General features: G+C 39.8%; 21 protein-coding genes and 1 tRNA gene. 8 read left to right on the forward strand and 14 right to left on the reverse strand.

The window, feature by feature from the left end:
- Window positions 1-37 precede the first annotated feature (37 nt).
- The gene (locus V7K60_RS29040; RefSeq protein WP_334930791.1) at window positions 38-457 is read right to left on the reverse strand and encodes a fasciclin domain-containing protein; all 420 of its coding nucleotides are present in this window, start codon (window positions 455-457) and stop codon (window positions 38-40) included.
- A 150-nt stretch (window positions 458-607) separates the two neighbouring features.
- Between V7K60_RS29040 and V7K60_RS29045 the strand changes: the two genes are divergently transcribed.
- The 5 genes from V7K60_RS29045 to V7K60_RS29065 all read left to right on the forward strand — a co-directional run bounded on the left by V7K60_RS29045 (window position 608) and on the right by V7K60_RS29065 (window position 2655).
- Window positions 608-844, forward strand: coding sequence for a DNA-directed RNA polymerase subunit omega (locus V7K60_RS29045; RefSeq protein ID WP_094351515.1), 237 nt, complete (start codon window positions 608-610; stop codon window positions 842-844).
- Window positions 845-1035: 191 nt separating this feature from the next.
- Window positions 1036-1581: a hypothetical protein gene (locus tag V7K60_RS29050; protein WP_442944483.1), complete on the forward strand. Its 546-nt coding sequence runs from the start codon at window positions 1036-1038 to the stop codon at window positions 1579-1581.
- 52 nt (window positions 1582-1633) lie between these two features.
- A complete protein-coding gene (locus tag V7K60_RS29055) occupies window positions 1634-1999 on the forward strand; it encodes a DUF1818 family protein (protein WP_334930793.1) in 366 nt (121 codons plus the stop codon).
- Window positions 2000-2049: 50 nt separating this feature from the next.
- A tRNA-Pro gene (locus V7K60_RS29060) sits at window positions 2050-2123 on the forward strand.
- A 181-nt stretch (window positions 2124-2304) separates the two neighbouring features.
- Window positions 2305-2655 (forward strand): histidine triad nucleotide-binding protein, encoded by a 351-nt coding sequence (locus V7K60_RS29065; protein WP_334930795.1) that lies wholly within the window; start codon window positions 2305-2307, stop codon window positions 2653-2655.
- Window positions 2656-2781: 126 nt separating this feature from the next.
- Here the strand turns inward: V7K60_RS29065 and V7K60_RS29070 are convergent, their stop codons facing one another.
- Window positions 2782-3462, reverse strand: coding sequence for a RibD family protein (locus tag V7K60_RS29070; RefSeq protein ID WP_334930797.1), 681 nt, complete (start codon window positions 3460-3462; stop codon window positions 2782-2784).
- Window positions 3463-3802: 340 nt separating this feature from the next.
- On the opposite strand from V7K60_RS29070, the gene V7K60_RS29075 reads away from it, so the two are divergent.
- Window positions 3803-3943, forward strand: a complete 141-nt coding sequence (locus V7K60_RS29075) for a hypothetical protein (RefSeq protein WP_334930799.1) — start codon at window positions 3803-3805, stop codon at window positions 3941-3943.
- Between the two features lie 66 nt (window positions 3944-4009).
- Here V7K60_RS29075 and namA read toward each other — a convergent pair whose 3' ends face one another.
- From namA to V7K60_RS29095, 4 genes are all read right to left on the reverse strand, one after another.
- On the reverse strand, window positions 4010-5077 hold the full coding sequence (gene namA / locus V7K60_RS29080; protein WP_334930801.1) for an NADPH dehydrogenase NamA: 1068 nt from the start codon (window positions 5075-5077) through the stop codon (window positions 4010-4012).
- A gap of 348 nt (window positions 5078-5425) precedes the next feature.
- Window positions 5426-5632 (reverse strand): hypothetical protein, encoded by a 207-nt coding sequence (locus tag V7K60_RS29085; RefSeq protein ID WP_334824706.1) that lies wholly within the window; start codon window positions 5630-5632, stop codon window positions 5426-5428.
- 97 nt (window positions 5633-5729) lie between these two features.
- On the reverse strand, window positions 5730-5906 hold the full coding sequence (locus tag V7K60_RS29090) for a hypothetical protein (protein ID WP_334930803.1): 177 nt from the start codon (window positions 5904-5906) through the stop codon (window positions 5730-5732).
- Window positions 5899-6321, reverse strand: a complete 423-nt coding sequence (locus V7K60_RS29095; RefSeq protein ID WP_334930805.1) for an FAD-binding protein — start codon at window positions 6319-6321, stop codon at window positions 5899-5901. The genes V7K60_RS29090 and V7K60_RS29095 overlap by 8 nt, the downstream gene beginning before the upstream one ends.
- A gap of 538 nt (window positions 6322-6859) precedes the next feature.
- On the opposite strand from V7K60_RS29095, the gene V7K60_RS29100 reads away from it, so the two are divergent.
- Window positions 6860-7192: a beta/gamma crystallin-related protein gene (locus V7K60_RS29100; protein ID WP_334930807.1), complete on the forward strand. Its 333-nt coding sequence runs from the start codon at window positions 6860-6862 to the stop codon at window positions 7190-7192.
- A gap of 208 nt (window positions 7193-7400) precedes the next feature.
- On the opposite strand, the gene V7K60_RS29105 is transcribed toward V7K60_RS29100, so the two are convergent.
- The 6 genes from V7K60_RS29105 to V7K60_RS29130 all read right to left on the reverse strand — a co-directional run bounded on the left by V7K60_RS29105 (window position 7401) and on the right by V7K60_RS29130 (window position 13738).
- On the reverse strand, window positions 7401-8582 hold the full coding sequence (locus V7K60_RS29105) for a hypothetical protein (RefSeq protein ID WP_334930809.1): 1182 nt from the start codon (window positions 8580-8582) through the stop codon (window positions 7401-7403).
- Between the two features lie 274 nt (window positions 8583-8856).
- Window positions 8857-9105, reverse strand: a complete 249-nt coding sequence (locus V7K60_RS29110; protein WP_334930811.1) for a helix-turn-helix domain-containing protein — start codon at window positions 9103-9105, stop codon at window positions 8857-8859.
- 387 nt (window positions 9106-9492) lie between these two features.
- Window positions 9493-9957 (reverse strand): CYTH domain-containing protein, encoded by a 465-nt coding sequence (locus V7K60_RS29115; RefSeq protein ID WP_334930813.1) that lies wholly within the window; start codon window positions 9955-9957, stop codon window positions 9493-9495.
- 90 nt (window positions 9958-10047) lie between these two features.
- On the reverse strand, window positions 10048-10206 hold the full coding sequence (locus tag V7K60_RS29120; RefSeq protein WP_334930815.1) for a hypothetical protein: 159 nt from the start codon (window positions 10204-10206) through the stop codon (window positions 10048-10050).
- 74 nt (window positions 10207-10280) lie between these two features.
- The gene (locus tag V7K60_RS29125; protein WP_334930817.1) at window positions 10281-11009 is read right to left on the reverse strand and encodes a DUF6875 domain-containing protein; all 729 of its coding nucleotides are present in this window, start codon (window positions 11007-11009) and stop codon (window positions 10281-10283) included.
- A gap of 1016 nt (window positions 11010-12025) precedes the next feature.
- Window positions 12026-13738, reverse strand: coding sequence for an alpha/beta hydrolase (locus V7K60_RS29130; RefSeq protein ID WP_334930819.1), 1713 nt, complete (start codon window positions 13736-13738; stop codon window positions 12026-12028).
- Window positions 13739-14255: 517 nt separating this feature from the next.
- On the opposite strand from V7K60_RS29130, the gene V7K60_RS29135 reads away from it, so the two are divergent.
- Window positions 14256-14708, forward strand: coding sequence for a hypothetical protein (locus V7K60_RS29135; protein WP_334930821.1), 453 nt, complete (start codon window positions 14256-14258; stop codon window positions 14706-14708).
- Between the two features lie 8 nt (window positions 14709-14716).
- On the opposite strand, the gene V7K60_RS29140 is transcribed toward V7K60_RS29135, so the two are convergent.
- Entirely contained in the window at window positions 14717-15772 is a 1056-nt protein-coding gene (locus tag V7K60_RS29140) for a M28 family peptidase (protein ID WP_334930823.1), read from the reverse strand.
- 114 nt (window positions 15773-15886) lie between these two features.
- Window positions 15887-16933 (reverse strand): glycosyltransferase family 2 protein, encoded by a 1047-nt coding sequence (locus tag V7K60_RS29145; protein WP_334930825.1) that lies wholly within the window; start codon window positions 16931-16933, stop codon window positions 15887-15889.
- Window positions 16934-18166 lie beyond the last annotated feature (1233 nt).

Consider the following 18166-nt stretch of genomic DNA (forward strand, 5'->3'; position numbering starts at 1 on the left):
AGCAATGCCCCATGCCCCACGCCCCACATCCCATAAATTACTTTCCTGCCACCAGTGCAGGCATCAACACCGCATCAATGATATGGATCACGCCATTGTCTGCCAGAATATCAGTTTTCAGGACATTGGCGTTATTCACCTTAAATTTACCGTTGGCAGATTCAATGGCGACAATTGAACCTTCAAGCGTCTCTGCCTCGTTAATCTGTACCAAATCATCAGACCTAACATCCCCACTAGCGATATGATACGCCACAATTTTCTGGAGCTTGGGGATATCTTGTAGTAGCGAGTCTAAAGTTCCCTCTGGTAGATTAGCAAAAGCTTCGTCAGTCGGTGCAAAGAGTGTGAAAGAACCAGGGCTTTTCAAAGTGTCGATGAAATTTACAGCTTTAGCAGCCTTTATTAGGGTATTGAAATTACCCGCTGCGATCGCAGTTTCCACAAGGTCAGCCATGAGGGTGCGTTATTTAATACTACAAGTTACTTATAAAGTGACTAAAATATCTTAGCCTCTATCAATAGAGAGGTTGCTGGCGATTAAACAGACAGCAGTAGACTGATTTAGTGCTGTTACACTGGAGAATGACCCTAAGAACCACTGATTATGCTAAAGCGTTCTAAGTTCGAGACAACTCAATCTCAGATTATGCACCGGGCTGAGGATCTGATTAGTGCAGCCTCAAATCGTTATCGCATTACGGTTCAGGTAGCAAATCGTGCTAAACGTCGGCGTTACGAAGACTTTGAAAGCAACGAAGATGCGATGATGAAGCCAGTACTAAGGGCAATTATCGAAATGTCCGATGAATTGACTCAACCAGAAATTATCGGCGAACTATAAGATTGAGTGCTGAGTGGTGAGTGCTGAATTCTGAATTCTAAATAAGACAAATTCATCTTTTCACTCAGCAACGCCCAAAATATTGTTCTATGAAAAAGAAAAAATTTCTGTTTAAATCAATTTCCTCAAAATTCGCAACTCAGCACTGGCTCAACCTTAGTTATCCGCTAACACCACTACTGCTTACCTTAATGGTAATGGGTGTAATTGTTTTGAGTTCAGGGGCGGATAAATCAATACATAGAAATTTATTTAGTATCCAACCTGCTTCTGCTCAGAGAATCACTCCTAGCGATGTTTGGCAGTTAGTTTATCAGCAATTACCAGATTTTCCACGGGAAAATAAGTATATCAGTAAAGAAAATGGTAAAGTTGCCGAAAATAATACCTTAGCAAATCGTCTAATTAGATATCACATTTATACCAAAGGGCGGGCCCCAATTTATCGCTTGGATTGGAAGCTGACTTTAGCTGATTACCTGGGTGCAAATGAAATAATGTATGATACTACCTATCCAGGAAATGATGCACTACGGGAAAATCCGATAGAAGGCGATCGCAAAGCTATCAAAAGCCTCACCCACAGCCAACGAGAGGCCCTAGTACAAGTCTTAGTCAATATATTTAATCCTACTTCCCAAAACACCGTACCTCCTAACTCCAACACCGCACCCAGTCCAACTACATCAACTAGCCCACAGCCACCACAACGAGGAGGTGCCGAACTACTAAAATGATAAATTTTCCTTTGCGCCCCTCTGCGTACCTCTGCGTTTAAAAAACTAAACTATGGAACGCGTTGTCAAAACCGGATCGGGTTGGCGTATTGGCTGGAACCCCCATACACCTGAGTTTAAAGGTTTAGTCGGTACAGATGATTGGGCAATTGAGTTAACCGAAGCCGAGTTAAATGATTTTTGTCGTCTACTAGCACAGCTAGCAGACACCATGAAGCAACTCGCAACTGAATTGATGGAAGAGGAAAAAATTACTTGTGAAGCCGAAAGCGATTTATTATGGATGGAAGTGGAAGGCTATCCTCATGATTACAGTCTGCGCTTCATCTTGAATACAGGGCGATGTGTAGAAGGTAAATGGAATGCTTCTGCTGTTCCAGATTTACTGCAAGCTAGTGGGATGCTTAAGGTTTTTTAAAATTCCCTCTTGATTATCCTATAGTTTTGTTATATGATAGGAATTCTGACCGGGGCGTAGCGCAGCTTGGTAGCGCGCCACTTTGGGGTAGTGGAGGTCGTGGGTTCGAATCCCGCCGCTCCGATTGATGATAAGCCATACCTGCTAGTCTTTTTAAAAGATTAGCAGGTTTTTTCATAGTTTTTACCTGAAAAAACCTAACCGAACAGTAAATTGGGATATACCCGCACAATCAAATTTTTTCAATGATAAGTAATTAGGCGGACTTAATATAAAATTTCTAGCAGATTAGTAGGTAGATTGGCATGAGTGAAAGTACAGAAACGATTTTCAGCAAAATCATTCGTCGGGAAATTCCCGCTGATATTATTTACGAGGATAATTTAGCCCTAGCATTCAAAGACATCCATCCCCAAGCACCCGTTCACATCCTGATCATTCCCAAAAAGACCATTGCTACACTAGCTGAGGCTGAATCTGAGGATCATGCTCTGTTGGGGCATCTTTTGTTAACCGCTAAACGTGTTGCAGAAGAAGCTGGACTAAAAAATGGTTATCGAGTTGTCATCAATGCTGGTGATGACGGCGGTCAAACAGTCAATCACTTACATTTGCATATTTTGGGAGGACGACAGTTGGATTGGCCCCCTGGTTGATGGAGAGGCAGGAGGCAAGGGGCAGAGTATAAAGGCACAAACTGAGTGGAATTGTGGGTGAAAGTACCCCTCTTCCCCTGCTTTTTAATATCAAGGATCATAGTACTTAATTCTGGTAGCGCGTTTTCACTTGATCGTGCGGTAGTGTAAAAACAAATCACTTCCAACCTGACGAGTTTCTATGAGTTGGAGATGAGGAGCAGCATTGGGAAGAAAACCCTCTCCCTCCACTGGGCTAGGAGCGTGCTTTCCTCCAAAAATGATCGGCCAAATGGTCAACCACCAATCGTCAATTCGGCCTGCGTGAACTAGAGCAGCTGTTAAAGAGCCACCTCCCAAAGCAACGACTTTGTGAATACCCCGCTCTGCCATCAAGGTGTAGGCCCGATCCCAGTCCAGGTCTGTATCTCCCAAATCAATTAATTCAGCCAGTTTTTGCAAGGTTGTTGTATCAGAACTGCGCTGCAAAGCAGTCCGTGTGGTAAATATCCATCGCTCAATGTCCTGACTCAAAAAAGGCAAGTCTGGCGATAGGTCAAGGGAACCTGAAACAACACAAGTAATCGGCTGGGGAGATTGACCCCGAACCTCACGTGCTGCCAATAGTTCGCGATCGCGAATTGTAAAGGTTCCCCCCTCAGCTCGAATTGTCCCTGCTCCTACCAGCAACAGATCGGCAAGGGAGGCTTGATATTCCAAGTGTGCTTGATCGACTACATCGGGTTCACGGGGCGCTTTCGGATTTACGGCACTAATTTTTCCATCGGCCGTCATGGCAAGAACCACAGTTGTTTGGATAGCTGACATGATTATGTTGTAACGATTCTTTATAATTTTACCTTTTTGAATCCACTCAATACTTGAGAGTGAATAGTTGTTGCGTTGTGCTTTAAATTACTTTGTGTATGGCTCAAGGTGGTAAAAAACTGAAGCTGTCATGCTTCCAAAATGCACCATTTACGTCATTTTCAAAAATACAGCATTTGCGATGCCTGCAGCGGGCTACGCCTACGCACCTGCAAAATATGGGATATATCTGCAATCGTCGTATTTGTCTTAATTTTAATTTTGGTTGCTTACCTTGTTTCTCCACAAAATCGGGATTTGGGCACAATACGCTTGGATTAAGGGTTATTGGTGTAGATAATTGGTCTTTCAAGACGCGATAAATCGCGTCTTTACATCTGGGTTTTGGTATTGGATTTGGGCATTGTTAAATATCAACCCAAATCTCGACACCGAAGCACTTTGGGCTTATTTCCACACCCTGCTTGACATTTTGGCGTAGGTGTAGAATGTCGTAGACATCGCTTTAAGTTGTCAGCAATCTACAGAGCATGGGAACGAGGAAAGCCTACAGCCAAGCTCGATCGTATTGAACAGGCCAGAGTTTATCGTGTCCAAGTTGCTTGGCTGCCAGATGTGGCCAGTAAGGATTGCGGAGTAGTTCACGTCCTAACAGCACTATATCAGCTACTTCTGTACGAATAATCTCGTCAGCTTGTTCAGGGGATGTAATTAAGCCCACGGCTCCTGTATGAATATTAGCTTCGCGGCGGATGCGTTCGGCAAATTGAGTCTGATAACCAGGTTTAATTGGTATATGAACGCCCGGTATAGTACCACCTGATGAAGTATCGATGAGATCAACTCCTAGAGACTTGAGTTTGTCGCTTAAAGCAATACTTTGCTCAATATCCCAGCCATTGTCTACCCAATCGGTGGCAGAGATGCGTACCCAGAGTGGATGTGTCTGGGGCCAAACCTCTCGGACTGCTTGAACTACTTCTCTGAGCAGACGAGTCCGGTTTTCAAAGCTGCCACCATAATCATCTTGACGATTGTTAGAAAGGGGCGAGAGAAATTGGTGCAGTAGATAACCGTGAGCAGCATGGATTTCTACTACCTTGAAACCAGCTTGTAGAGAACGTTTGGCAGCTTGAGCAAAGGCGTCAATAATTGCTTGAATTCCCTCAAGACTGAGGGCTTCTGGAACTGGGCTATCTTGGCTAAAAGCGATCGCACTACTCGAAACCAAGGGACGCCAACCTTCCTGAGATTCATCCAGCACTTTCCCTCCCTTACTCGGTTTGGCAGTGCTAGCCTTTCTACCTGCATGAGCAAGTTGAATACCTGCAACAGCGCCAAAGTTATGAATTAATGCCACAGTCTTGGCTAAAGTTTCGATGTGTGAATCTGACCAAATTCCCAAATCTTGCGGGCTAATGCGTCCACGCGGCTCTACAGCTGCTGCTTCTGTGAACACTATACCTGCACCACCAACTGCACGAGAAGCTAGATGAATAACGTGCCAATCATTAGCATATCCATTTGTACTGGAATATTGACACATCGGTGAAACGGCAATGCGGTTGCGAAAAACAACTTCACGAATCTTGAATGGTTCAAATAGATGTGCCATTAATCTTGATTCCTTCTCTTACTACGTAAAAGAAATTGGGGAGGGATTTGCAGCATGAATTCGATTTTGCATTAATTAAATAGAGAAGTCAAAATTCAGAATGCAATCAGTAGGGAATTTAGACCCACCACTTTATAGTCTCCCAGCAAATTCAAAATTTGGTGGGAGACTTAAACCCTTACTCTCAAAGCCTAATTTACCGCCGTAGGTATCGCAGTAGTTCTTGCGTAGGGCAGTATTATATCCAGCCGACACTCTCTACCAGACGCTGCACGTAGCTTGCAACTCTTACAGAGTACGCGGACTCGCTATACGCTATCCTGCCCTACACAAGAACTACCTCTTTTATTAAATATTTGTTGAATGACTAGAGTCATCATAGAGATTTGGATAAATAGGCTGATCCTCAGGCTTTTGAGATTGTAATTCCCAGATATCACGTTTTCCTAGTTCTTGATCCACTAATAACTGTAGATGATCTGGTAATTTAGTTGTTTGCGAAATTGACCAAATTTCTTCACCAAATAATTCTTTTTCAATTTTTCCAGAAAACATGATTTGACCTCCACGAATGTTCAAGTTTAAGTTTAGTAACTCCTAATTTAGGAAAGACGAAGTAACAAAATTGTCATTCTTCATTCTTTCGCTATCTTTAAAATACAGGTACTATTCGCCCTGAATACTGCTTGTTAAGAAAATCTCTAACTTGTGCATCGTTAAGTAACTTTTCATTACGGATATTGTCGATGGGATCGCGTCCTGTGAAGGCAATAATCTGTTGAAAAGAGGCGATCGCACGAGCATCATCATCACCAATTTGTCTACTCAAAATTAAATGCTTTCTCAGGGTCAGTGGGCAATTTGTTGCGACCCATAAACATTTTGGCTGACTGTTCTCTAACACCAAGCTTTACTGAGAAAGGCACAACCACTAGTAGCAATGACAACTGTTCTGCTCGATCTGTGCAGCGTTCACGAAGTAAACCCCCTAGTACTTCCCGACTAGCCATTCCTGCTTCTCGTTGTTCTGGATCGGGTGGAACATACCAAACACCAGTACCAGAAGGTGCTGTTGCTTTACTCGTACTGTAGTAGCCTTTATCTATAAGTACTTTTACCCCTTGAACAGCAACATTCCAAGCCGCCCAAGTTGCTGATAGGCCACCGCCTATGACTAGAACGTCAGTCTCTAAATTCAGTTGCGAAGTCGAACTATTGCCTGACTCAGATTTATATGCACTCACGATTACATCTCCTAAAAAGTTTACTTGGCACTAAATTTTGAGTTTATTGGCTAACCCATCTAATTTTCTGGTAAAATACTGTAAGTCAATCAACTTACAGTACTATCTAGTTATACATAGATTGTGCGAAAAAACAAGAGGCTATTAAAATTTATTGATATTACTCTTTAATAAGATGCAGTTTGTAGTGAAAAATTTCTCAAAAAAATAAAGGACAAGAACTATAACTTGTCCTCAATGGTTAAAATAATAGATCCTCTGTCGAATAAGAGTTAAATGAAACAGGGCAAAACTTTTAGCTTAATAACACCCCCCACTCTATAAATTCTCGTGTGTTCCTTCCGTTTTGCCCATAATAGCAAGTAGTAAAGAAAACTTTTTTGTTCAGTAATATTTCGCCAACGGTATCCTCAATCAACTTTTGTTAAGTTTCCGAAATGCCTCTCATTTTTTTGAAGAAGATAAGGAGTTGTGGACAGTCGATTACGACTATCTACAACTGTAGTAATAACTATTTCCTTAACCAAAGGAGTAAAACATGAAAATTTTTGACATAAATCCCCTTTATGTAGAGCTTTCCTTTGAAGAAGCTAGTACCATTAAGGGTGGAGCGAAAGCAGTACTTTTTGAAGACATCGATTTTCGTGGTAAGTCATACAGTACAGGTGCAAGATCAGACTATCCATATGTTGGGGATGATTTTAACGATGAAGCTTCCTCAATTCTTATTACAGGAGGAACGTGGCGTTTCTATGCAGATGCAAATTTCACAGGTTCTTTCAAGGATCTAGGACCAGGCTCCTATTCTTGGGTTGAAAACTTTGGGATAACTAATGATACAATCTCATCCTTCAAATTGATCGAATCTTAGAGTGCTTGGTTCTGGGAAAATTGAAGCAGTACTCTGTAATGCAAAACTTGCAGCCATCGATTGTAGTAATTCACGCTCATGTCGTCACCCTAATGCTAGAGAAGCTGCAAAAAAGGCAAAGTAGCGTTTTGGAAGTGCCGACTTAACTTTTATAGTTTTTTGCAAAAAAGAATTGAGCAACCAGATTGCAGACAATCTGGTTGCTCAATTAAAACTTAACGAAATAAGTATTTGTTGGTAATTTTTGGGCAGTTCCTACATTTGTAGCCAAGTCATTTATTTTATTATCTGTTTTGATTACTGCAAACTTATCAGTAAATAGTAATACTTCACCATTTCCCGGTGTTACCCAAGCGTGGCGAGTCATTAGGTTTTTGGAGACAACTAAAAGAGACGCATCTCCACGGTAAGCCGAGATGCGTTTACCCAGGAAGGTTTGATTATCTCTATTGGCGATCGCATAAGCAGCAGAGGAACCCACAAAAATTTTACTGCCATCTGAGTAAATAGTTTTAGGGAAATTGCTACCGCCGTCTCCCATCCCCGCAGTTGTAGGCCTTCTTGGAAAACTTAGCTGTCCACGCTCGACAGTAAAATTAGTCAGATTAACAGTTCCTATATATACCTTTGTTTCGTCACGGGTTTGTGCAGCATTGGTATAAGTGTCTGTAGTGATCAAAGTCTTTGTTAATAAGTCTTTGCCATTCCACCTGTAGATTGAGTTACCCCCATAAACAGAACCGAGGACATAAAGCTTGTCTTCAAAAATATGTAATCGGTTAAGTCTTGTGTCTGCCATGTCGTGAGCAAGATCGGCAGAATTGTAGCCCCAAAGCTTGCCTTGGTTACTTCCTGCTACATTTGCCAAAGCAAATATTTTTGCTCCGTCAAAAACCATCCGGTAAAGAAAAGCTATCTGGACGGGAATACCTAACCTCTTTTGTTGCTGGTAGCCACTAGTGTAGAGATACCCGTTTTTATACTCAAAATCCATTACCTCAGTTACGCCATAACTCTGTTTGGCTTTAAAGTTGAGGTTTTTGTCATAAATTGATAGAGTATTTGCAGACTGGTAAATAAGCCAATTTTGCAAAAATTTTACCCGTGTCTTTGGATTAGCTGTGTTGCTAACTATTTTTTGCCTAGTTCCGTCAGTTTTTATTTTTACTAGTCCCGTTGGAACAGCTAAGACATAAGTTTTGCCGTCAATTGCTACAATGTCACGAGCATCGTAATTAGAGTTCGGGATTAGTTTTTTCGTCCCATTACTTTCTACTTCCCATACACCTTCAGTATTGATGACCGCAACTTTGCTGCCGTTAGTGCAAGCTGCTCTTGGTGAAGAAATATTAAGATATGTAGCTAAAGCGGGGGTAGAGTAATCAAACATTGTACAGTCCAGATAAAGTTGACTGAAAAATATTGGCGCTCAATTAGGAAAAGGATTTTGGGAGTTTTTGCGCGTTTTTAACCTAAACTCGTCTTCAAAAGTGAAGAAAATATCGGCTACGGTAAACTCAAACTCAAAGGTTGAGTAATCCGCAAAATATGCATATCTGCAAACATCAGTAAAATTAGAATTGAATTGTTTGTGGTTATGTCGTAGCGATAACCTGTTAATTGGGGGAAAGTAACTTCAATTAATTTGCCTCTCAGCCTGCTTTCTAATTCGACAAAGACTTCACCGACACTTTCTGCCCTAGATCACCCATCTCCTCTAACATCCCCTCAATCTTTTGCATAGCTAGAGATGAAGGTTTGGTATATCCTTTCTCCCAACGGTTTACCGTCGAATAAGTTATACCTAAAGATGCTGCAAACTGTTCTTGGGTAAGATCAGTTATGCCACGAAGTTCACGGATGAGCTTTCCAACTTGCGGTTGCTTGATTAGCAAAGGTTTCTTAATAGTCATTTAGCTCAGAACGCACCTGTTAATCTGGCGAGTGATATGTATTTCGCTACATCCTATTAGGGCTAATGCTGAATTGATAGGCGAAAATATACTAGAATTTTATACTTTATTGATTTGCTGACTAAGGAATTACACGTCCGTAGATAAAATATTTCCTAACGAGACTTCCAAGGAATAAATTACGACGAGACTTCCAAGGAATAAATTACGCAACGAAATAAGCATCGTGTTGTCAAGAAGCAGTTAATATCAATATCTGATAAATAAAAAGCCACGTAAATGTTCTGAGACTTTAGGTATTAAACGCCTTGGTCTACGTTTATGTAGCCGCAAATTCTGTTAGTTAAGTATTTTCACAAAATTGGAATGTTCCCAATATTTCAGCTATTACCATTGTGAAAAAGGGTATTTTACTAAATTGCTGTTGAAATATCTGGAGTCATCAGAAACTTCTTGTCCAATCCAGCTTGGTAATTCAATTTGCTGATTTTCATCACTGAGTTCAACTTCTGCTAATATCAGTCCTTTATTAACACCATCAAACTCATCTATTTCCCAAATCAAACCACCCAACTCTATTTTATATCTGATTTTTTCTATAAAGGGACGTTCACATAATGTCTCAAGTATTTCTTGAGCATCTTTAACAGGAATAGGATACTCAAACTCTAATCTTGAATATTTAATATTGGGACCTTTAATAGTCAAATAACTTTTTTCCCCTACTATACGTATACGTACAGTTGCTTTGTCTTGTGTAGCAATGTATCCTTGACGATATATACTACCTTCAGCTAATCCTCTCCAGCTATCTCCTCTGACTAAATATTTCCGCTCTATTTCTTTCGCCATTTTATTTAGCAAATTATTTGCTTTTTTATATCACAAATAATATAGCAATTCTAAATCTCTTCACAAAAATGTCTGTGCAATTATTACAAATCAGAGTGAAGTTGTTGAAGTATTAATATTGACTAATTGATAATTAGCGATCGCTTCTACTGTAGTACGATAATTTACATCTTGACAACGATTTGATGCTATCTGCACTAAGCGATTGCAACTAGCAGTAAAATCGTCATTTTTATGCCACTTTTTCAAGGTGCAGAGAACTGGAAATACTTTTAATACTTAATACCCCATGCTCAATTACTAGGCATGAATTCAAACATTTGTTATATACAAAAACTTACCAAATTTTCTTGCTTAATTTGCTCTTTTGCTAAAGCCAATGCTTGATGAGCATTTTTAAACTTTGTTTCATCCGTGAATTTCTGATCGAAATGCTTTAAATAAGCTTCCAGATACCGAATACGTAAGTGGGGATCGGTAGGATTTTTAAGAAAGGGGAGGTCAGCTTCAACCATGAACCGGATAGCTAATAAGGGGATAGGGCTACGAAGTGGGCGAAATTTTGGATTGTGCAGACCAGGACTTTCATTCCGTTTATGAAATTCTCCTATCATCAATCCTGACTCAACAAATAAAGGTTTAAGTTTTTGCTGAACACTATCTATTACTTTAGGAGCATCTTCTATATGGATGTCAGGAAAGATAAGTAAAAAAGCTTTATTAATTGCTATTTTCCGCTCTTCAATATCTATTTGCAGAAATATATCTCGATAGTATCCAACAACCTCTTCTAATTGTTCTGGATACAAATCTTTTGTGTGAATAACTGCTAGACGAATACTGTTTGATTTGAGAGAGTAAGGTACAAAAGGGCAAACTACGCCGGGTCTACCTAAGTCAGGATGAGACCTTCCTAAAAAGTTTTTTACCCAGTCCATAATTTCAATTAAGGAAGGAAGGTCTTCGTGTTCTTGGAGTTGTTCGATTTCACGAATTGTATAGAGCTGCATAAGTTTGAGTGGAATGGAATAATTGTTTAATTCTGAATCCAAAATTAGTTTTCCAATATATATATAGGTAAAACTAATTATTTAAGTAAACAAAACAAGTCCTTTGTTGTTTATTTTTGGTTAATCTGTGGTTTGGAGAAGATAACAATGTTTTACCATTTTGTTTTGTGAACTTCAAGTAATTTACGTCAATACAACATATAGACACAAACATATTTTCCATCAAATAACTTGTTTTTATTTGTTTTGAAGTTAGTTTGTAATATGTTAGCTACAGGACTAATATTTAAATCTTGAAACACATGTAGGGTGTGTTACACTCTACTAACACACCCTACAATTAATTGACAGCTTTTTTCAAAAGCAATTGACGATTCTTATAGAATACGTATGTATCATCATTATTCGGCATGTGTTCCTAGTTTTTTACACTCTTAAGCTTCTGTTATTTTTATGAATACATTATAAATTTTATGTCTAAATAGTTATTTTTACTGTAAAAATTTGGTATAGATTTAACAGCAACTTTAGGGCTACTATCAAGGTAATATACTTTTAGCAAATAAAAAATTTACATAGAATTTGGTATAAGGCAATTTTATAAGCTGGATATTACTTACAGCAGATTACAAATTAATAAAGTACACTCTCCCAAATAGATTGGGAAGGATGCCTAATAGGGTGGGGTAGTTACTCCACTTAGATGAAAAGTACTGTATTTTCGATTAGTCGATCTCAACTCTGGTATTTGCAGCGAATATCGGTAGTTTAGGCTTTATTTGGTCTAAAAATAAAAATTGTAGGAGGAGACAAAATGAGCGGTGACTTCTAGCATTCCCTATAACCCTATTCTTAAGTAAGCTACTCATAAAATTAAATATTTTAGGACTTACGTACTATACCAATTAACCATAATATGCATTCAGCAAAATTTAAGGATTCAGGTGCTGATTGCAACCCCGATTTTGTTGCCTATTTACTGTTCTGGGTATTAGAAATTGCTCAAAAGCCCAAAATTAGTATAGTCAATATGTATGATACGTAAGTCCTATATTTGTTTAATTGGAAGTCCCTTCTTTCTCAACAAATTCTTTCACCACTGCCATAGCATCAGGAGGAATCTGCGTAATTAGACGGAATGGAAATGCGGCAGTTGAAGCAAACTGGGCATAGTCTGGTGTCAGGAAGATAGCATAGTTTTTAGCTTCTGGAGTCATCTGTGCAGCAAAGGCCAAGGTTAGAGCTTTAACGTACTTGCGAACATCTGCTGCTTGTTCACCGACAACTTCACCGCCACTAATCGGTGTATTTGGTTGTCCGATCTGATCTAATGTGGTGCTGGGGTCTTTTACACTTAGATGAGTACCCCCAATTATACCAACTAGCGATTTTGGGGATGGGATTTTTTCAAATCCCACAATCTGTTCAGTTAAAGCTGGGGTGGTTTTATCGGCAGAACCTGCTAACACTATGGTAGGAACTTGTATCTTTGTTAACCCAGTTTCGCCAAAAATCAGAGAAGTTGTCGGATTGAAAGCGATCGCTTGTTTGATTCTGGGATCTCGTAGTTGATAGCTATTTTCTGGTAGTTCTTGAGCGATGCACTGCATATTTTCTCCCAAACTCAAGATAGTCAGGTTCTTTTTACAGCGTTGTTTGAGATGTTCTAGTTGTAACTCGGCTCCAGCAAGTGCTAAAGCTGTACCACCACCAAAAGAATAGCCAACAACCATCGCGTTCATGGTTGCAAGCTTCCCTTGCAGGGGATGATTAGCTGTTTGGTTGAGCTTTGCTAATTCATCGAGGACAAAACTAATATCTTGAGGGCGATACAAAAACTCCTGAGGCTTCATGACTCTGGTTTTGCCTTGTAATGCTAAGTTAGCATTTGCCTGATTACTACCGGGATGTTCTAAAGCTGCTACTACATAACCGTGGGATGCTAAATGTTCTGCTAGGTAACGCAAGTCCGTGCGGACTGACCCGAAGCCGTGAGAAAAGACAATTACGGGTTTGTCGGGAGTTGCAGCAGTTGACCAGTAAATATCAACTGGGATTTTGCGTTGGCGTAGCCCGCCGTAGGCATCGCGCTTTTGATCATTCAAGCTTAAGTTGAGGATTTTTACTTGAGCTATTCCTGGTTGGCTGGGATCAAAAGGGAAAACAATCTGTGGTGTTCTCGGTTGTGCTTTTATGGGGTCGAGTTGGGGAGCGATGTCTGACGACAAGCCGCTACGCGTCAACGCTAACATGAATTGCTGAGTACGCCAAAAAGCTGTATTTAAATTCCCTGCAACAACGAAAGCCTTTGGCAAATCAATTTCTAAGCGTTTACTGGGATAAGCAGCAATAAAACTCAGTATAGAAAGACCTTGCGGTGCATTAGAACCTAATACCAATCCGGCTCTCAGTGCTTGTACCCCAGCTTTATCCTTTCGGGCTAAGGCTGTAGCAAAGTCATTGAGAATAGTTGTACCAATCTGGGTATTAATTAACCTATCAAGTGTGACAACATTCATGGGTATATTCATACCCAGCGCCCCCAAGAAGAAGCTGCGTTGTTCTTCAGATAAAGAGTGTAAACTCCCAGGCAATTCCCTTGTTTTTACAGCCTTTTGCAACTCAGCAAGGGAGATGGATTCTGTAAATAAACCCAAACGCACAACAACCGTGTCAGCAGCAATGGCTGAAGTATTTGCCCCGAACTGTGTAAGTGCGATCGCGCTAACGAAACCCGCAACTGTTTTAAGACTTCTCCAACTTTTTCCCATAAAATTTTATACCAATTGTTACTTACGGGAATATAACGGATATTTGTGTATTTGACTACCCAAATAATTGCTTAGAAATAAAAGTAAATTTTTTCTTAACTTGCTAGCGATGTTTACGATGGGCTACGCAGATGCTTTAATCTCCTCAAAGCATCTGCTGATGCAAACAGAGCCATATTACAAGCATAACAAAAATAACGAATTGTAGAATTCATTACAGCTAAACATTTGACCATAAATCAGTGTTAACAGCCACAAAAGCTCGATTGTTTCTCAGCTAGGTTTAATACTGTAACGGAGCTACGAGAACAGGGGAAGCGATGCCTGCGGCGGTAAACTACGCATCTACAATCTGCAATTTTCTTTGACAGCAAAATTTAACCGACTGCTTAATGTTTTGTCTTTGCGCTTTAAAACGTTTTGCAGAGGTGTTGCAGGTGAATAGTCTGACTGCTGTAGCTGCACTATCATTACTCATCAAATTCTACCAGCCGCATCAACAATTTTTCTTGGCTTTATGCGTCGCAGACTCCCATATATTTTAATTTTTCTGCTCTCCCTGAGTATTATTACACTGTGGTGGCCTGTGAATGATTCTGATTGCAATTTTGAGGCTTTTATCGCATCAAAAACTACAAAATTCCAAGTACACGCTACTAAAGTTACTGTTCAGCCGTGGCGTGGTCGTCACCATGTATATGGAATCTTTATGATTCCAAATAAATATAAACAAGCTCCATTTTTTGTGTTAACAGTCCAAGGTGCTGGTAGTTACTGTTCAAAACAATTTGGTCATAAACAAAACTTTGATGATATCTTTGCTCAACCAGGAACTTATCTGGTAAAGAAGCCTATTAGAACTCGAAAAACTCTACGGCTCATTCTCCAAGGTTTATATTCTCAGGTCAATGATAAAAATAATTGGACGTTGACTTTCCCTGAACCAAAAGCTAGTCAAGATAATTCATAATTTATAAGTTAGCTTGGTGGTTGAGTTTCCAAAATCTGGTCTTTCTCTAGCAAGGCACTAGTAGCATTAACTACAATTTGTGCTGCTCCTGTGAAAAACGATCGCTCGATAGTCGCTGGCACATCGCTAGGTTGATGATAGTGCGGAGTGCGTAAATTTGCGGTATCTGTCACCAGCACAGCGCCCACGCCCTGGTACCAAAACGGTGCATGGTCGCTGCGTAGGGTGTCTGGTGTCAGTAAACCTTTAAAAGGAATTGGTAGTGTTAGGACTGCTGGCAGATTTGATTCTTGTTTATTCAGGGCGGTTGAAGGGATATTTTGTGAGTTTTGAAAGGCATTCAGCAAAAATAAATGTTCTGTATCACCAACTACTGCCAAAAAGTCGCCTTTGTCGCTAGGTGGCGTAACAGGCAATCCGGCAGGGTATTTCTGACAGCCAGCAGTGTAACAAGCGTAACCTACCATATCCATAATGATCGCGCCGCCTAAATTTTGCAAGCGTGCTGTCTTACTCACAAAAGCCTGACTACCCAAAAGTCCTGCTTCCTCTTGGTCAAAAAAAGCTAGCTGTAACGTCCGTGGCGTAGGACGGGAACCAACTAACCGGGCTACTTCCAGCACTACGGCTACACCACTGGCGTTATCATCGGCACCAGGGGAAGAGGCAACAGTGTCGTAATGTGCTGCTACAAGAATTGCTTTAGCTGCTTTGTTAGTTCCTGGGCGTTCGGCAAAAATATTCACACCGTCGGAGAACTTTTCTAATTTAGGTTTCCAGCCAACTTTTTTCAGTTCAGTTGTAATATAAGTGCGAGTAAGCGATCGCTCTTTTGTGGTGTAGCGCTGAAAATTCAACTTTTGGATATGGTTTAGCAGCTTCTCAGTAGACACTTGCGGGGCAATGTAAACTTCCTTTGACTCTGGCTGTGGTTCGGGTGTTTTCACTGGAATGCGCTCAACAATTGTCGGTGAGGGACGCTGTTCAAAAAACCTGCTACCTCTGCTACCCAACACGGCAACTGTCATCAGCACCAACAGCATCAGCCAAATCCATTTTCTCATCTGATTTATCCTTGGCTTCCTGACTTAGGGTAGCGCAAATCAACCTTGGCGAGGAGAAGACGGTTATGTCAGAAGTGTTCAGGCAACAGGTGTTAGTGTTTGCCTTGTTCACCGCTATATATTATTTTTTGATAAGGCTGTAATCCTACTAATTGGTTTTCTTCGTTTTATCTGGAGATTATAAGACATTTCAAAAACTAATTCATTACCCATCACATAGTATTGAAATCGACGTTTGATCATATTGTTCAAATTAGAAATAAAATCATAAATAAAGCCCGGATTTTTCGTTAGTTCTCTCAATGCTAATAACCATTCTCCTTGTTTGATAGGCAATGAAACTTGATAGTAAGCTAAAGTTCTGTTGTAAACTGTAAGATTATAAGACAGAGCACGCATTAAAGCTGGATTTTCTTTCACAACTTTTTGCTGCATGAAAGAATAAGTAGATATGCAAGATTGATTTAGACGTTTAAATGGGCTTTTACGTACAAGAGAAAAAGAGCGTGAACGGTAGAAATAATAGGCTTCTGGCACTAGAAAAAAGCGAGCGCCATTGATTAAGCATTTCATGTCAAACCAAAAGTCCTCAGCTATGCTTAGGGTTTCATCGTACTCAATGCTATGTTTAACCAAAAATTCTCGTTTGAACATAGGCTTACTTAAACCAAGATGCAACCCTGCTTTTCCATAGACATCAGTCTCTACAAAATAAACGATATCAATTTGGAGAATTTTATCTATATGTTCTCCACTTTCTTGAATCAATGTACTCCAAGGAGATGTTGCACCATCTTTGATAAAATAAACATTGTCTGCAATCATATCTGCATTTGCTTGTTCTGCCAGCAATACAAGCTTTTCTAATCTTTCATGAGCATACCAGTCATCTGAATCAAGAACAGCAATCCATTCTCCTTGGGCTGCTGTGATAGCAAGATTACGCGTAGCAGAAACCCCAAGGTTTTGTGGATTAACTATCACTTTGAGACGTTGATCAGTAAAACTCTTAGCAACTTCTACAGTTTTATCAGTTGAACCATCATCGACCACAATAACTTCAAGTTCAGTGAGTGTTTGATCTAAGACTGACTCTATTGCCTTCTTAATATAAACTTCAGTATTGTAAGCAGGGATAATTACAGAGACTTTAGGATTCATCAAACTAAACTCCTGACTAATCACTACACGTTTAGATTACAATGTTAAAATTCCAATGAAAATTTGCTCAAAGAAGAATTCAGAAGCCAGAATAAAGGTACTCGCGGACTTGTTGGCGTTCGCGTTAGCGTCTCTGAAAGAGAAGCCTTTCGTAGAGAAGGAGCTTCGTTATCAATCGGGGATTTAGACCCGCGACTGAATTGTTGCACCACCAAATTTTCTTGTTTCGTTGTGGTCTTAAACCTGATTATTCAGACGCTCGCGGACTCGCTCTAAGCGAAGCCATGCCATTCGCGTTAGCGTCTTTGAAAGAGAAGGCTTTACGCTATGCTATCCGCTATTTGTACAAAATCCAGAATCAATTCTGACTCCTGACGAATGTATTCTGTTTGATAATAATTTATTTTTTAATAGCGCAATCATAAATGATTTTTACTTACTTACTATAATAGGTAGGTGAGACGTATTGTGATTTTTGTTTGAATGAAGTACATACACGAGTTGTATGGTAGCACAACTGTGCCAACTTAGAACGATGAACCTATCCCACTAATAATATTTGTGCTACAAAACTGAAGCTTATTGAGAAATGAAAACAAAAAATTAAGGCTTTAAAGCACATTTTACGGCAAAAAGTAGGGATTTTTAGAATAGTGGGATAGGTTCCTGGAAGTAAAAATATGAAATTAAACTACTATAGACATCGCCACTACACTTAGAATATAGACTAATAAGCGTATTGTGTTCTTCAATCAGGACTGACTACCAATGCCAAACCCCTAAAGTTACAATTTTTGGAAGCGTTAATTTCTATAATTTCTATAATTTCTGACAAATTAAAAAATGCCTGGGAGTGTTGCCGTGTTTCCACCCCAGGCATTTTTTATTCTTAACTTGCTCCTCACATACAAATCAACTATATCACTACTTGTATCAAATGGCAAGTATATTGAGTAACATTTTCAAAACTGCATAAGCAATCCAATTTCTGACAAATTAAAAAGCGCTTGGGAGTGTTGCCGTGTTTCCACCCCAAACGCTTTTTATTTTTAACTTGCTCCTCACACACAAATAAACCATATCACTGCTTCTATCAAAGAGCAAGTATATTGACTGACACTTTCAAAACTGCACAAGTAATCCAATTTCTGACAAATTAAAAAGCGCTTGGGAGTGTTGCCGTGTTTCCACCCCAAACGCTTTTTATTTTTAACTTGCTCCTCACACACAAAT

This window comes from Nostoc sp. (genome assembly GCF_036917555.1).
In the GTDB taxonomy this organism is placed as follows: Bacteria; Cyanobacteriota; Cyanobacteriia; order Cyanobacteriales; family Nostocaceae; genus Nostoc.

What these genes read in the sequence shown, in the direction of transcription:
- V7K60_RS29130 (WP_334930819.1), bottom strand. Translation starts at nt 13,738, where the DNA reads ATGGGAAAAAGTTGGAGAAGTCTTAAAACAGTTGCGGGTTTCGTTAGC.
- V7K60_RS29040 (WP_334930791.1), bottom strand. Translation starts at nt 457, where the DNA reads ATGGCTGACCTTGTGGAAACTGCGATCGCAGCGGGTAATTTCAATACC.
- namA (WP_334930801.1), bottom strand. Translation starts at nt 5,077, where the DNA reads ATGGCACATCTATTTGAACCATTCAAGATTCGTGAAGTTGTTTTTCGC.
- V7K60_RS29115 (WP_334930813.1), bottom strand. Translation starts at nt 9,957, where the DNA reads ATGGCGAAAGAAATAGAGCGGAAATATTTAGTCAGAGGAGATAGCTGG.
- V7K60_RS29055 (WP_334930793.1), top strand. Translation starts at nt 1,634, where the DNA reads ATGGAACGCGTTGTCAAAACCGGATCGGGTTGGCGTATTGGCTGGAAC.
- V7K60_RS29065 (WP_334930795.1), top strand. Translation starts at nt 2,305, where the DNA reads ATGAGTGAAAGTACAGAAACGATTTTCAGCAAAATCATTCGTCGGGAA.
- V7K60_RS29100 (WP_334930807.1), top strand. Translation starts at nt 6,860, where the DNA reads ATGAAAATTTTTGACATAAATCCCCTTTATGTAGAGCTTTCCTTTGAA.
- V7K60_RS29070 (WP_334930797.1), bottom strand. Translation starts at nt 3,462, where the DNA reads ATGTCAGCTATCCAAACAACTGTGGTTCTTGCCATGACGGCCGATGGA.
- V7K60_RS29050 (WP_442944483.1), top strand. Translation starts at nt 1,036, where the DNA reads ATGGTAATGGGTGTAATTGTTTTGAGTTCAGGGGCGGATAAATCAATA.
- V7K60_RS29135 (WP_334930821.1), top strand. Translation starts at nt 14,256, where the DNA reads ATGCGTCGCAGACTCCCATATATTTTAATTTTTCTGCTCTCCCTGAGT.
- V7K60_RS29140 (WP_334930823.1), bottom strand. Translation starts at nt 15,772, where the DNA reads ATGAGAAAATGGATTTGGCTGATGCTGTTGGTGCTGATGACAGTTGCC.
- V7K60_RS29145 (WP_334930825.1), bottom strand. Translation starts at nt 16,933, where the DNA reads ATGAATCCTAAAGTCTCTGTAATTATCCCTGCTTACAATACTGAAGTT.
- V7K60_RS29085 (WP_334824706.1), bottom strand. Translation starts at nt 5,632, where the DNA reads ATGTTTTCTGGAAAAATTGAAAAAGAATTATTTGGTGAAGAAATTTGG.
- V7K60_RS29110 (WP_334930811.1), bottom strand. Translation starts at nt 9,105, where the DNA reads ATGACTATTAAGAAACCTTTGCTAATCAAGCAACCGCAAGTTGGAAAG.
- V7K60_RS29045 (WP_094351515.1), top strand. Translation starts at nt 608, where the DNA reads ATGCTAAAGCGTTCTAAGTTCGAGACAACTCAATCTCAGATTATGCAC.
- V7K60_RS29105 (WP_334930809.1), bottom strand. Translation starts at nt 8,582, where the DNA reads ATGTTTGATTACTCTACCCCCGCTTTAGCTACATATCTTAATATTTCT.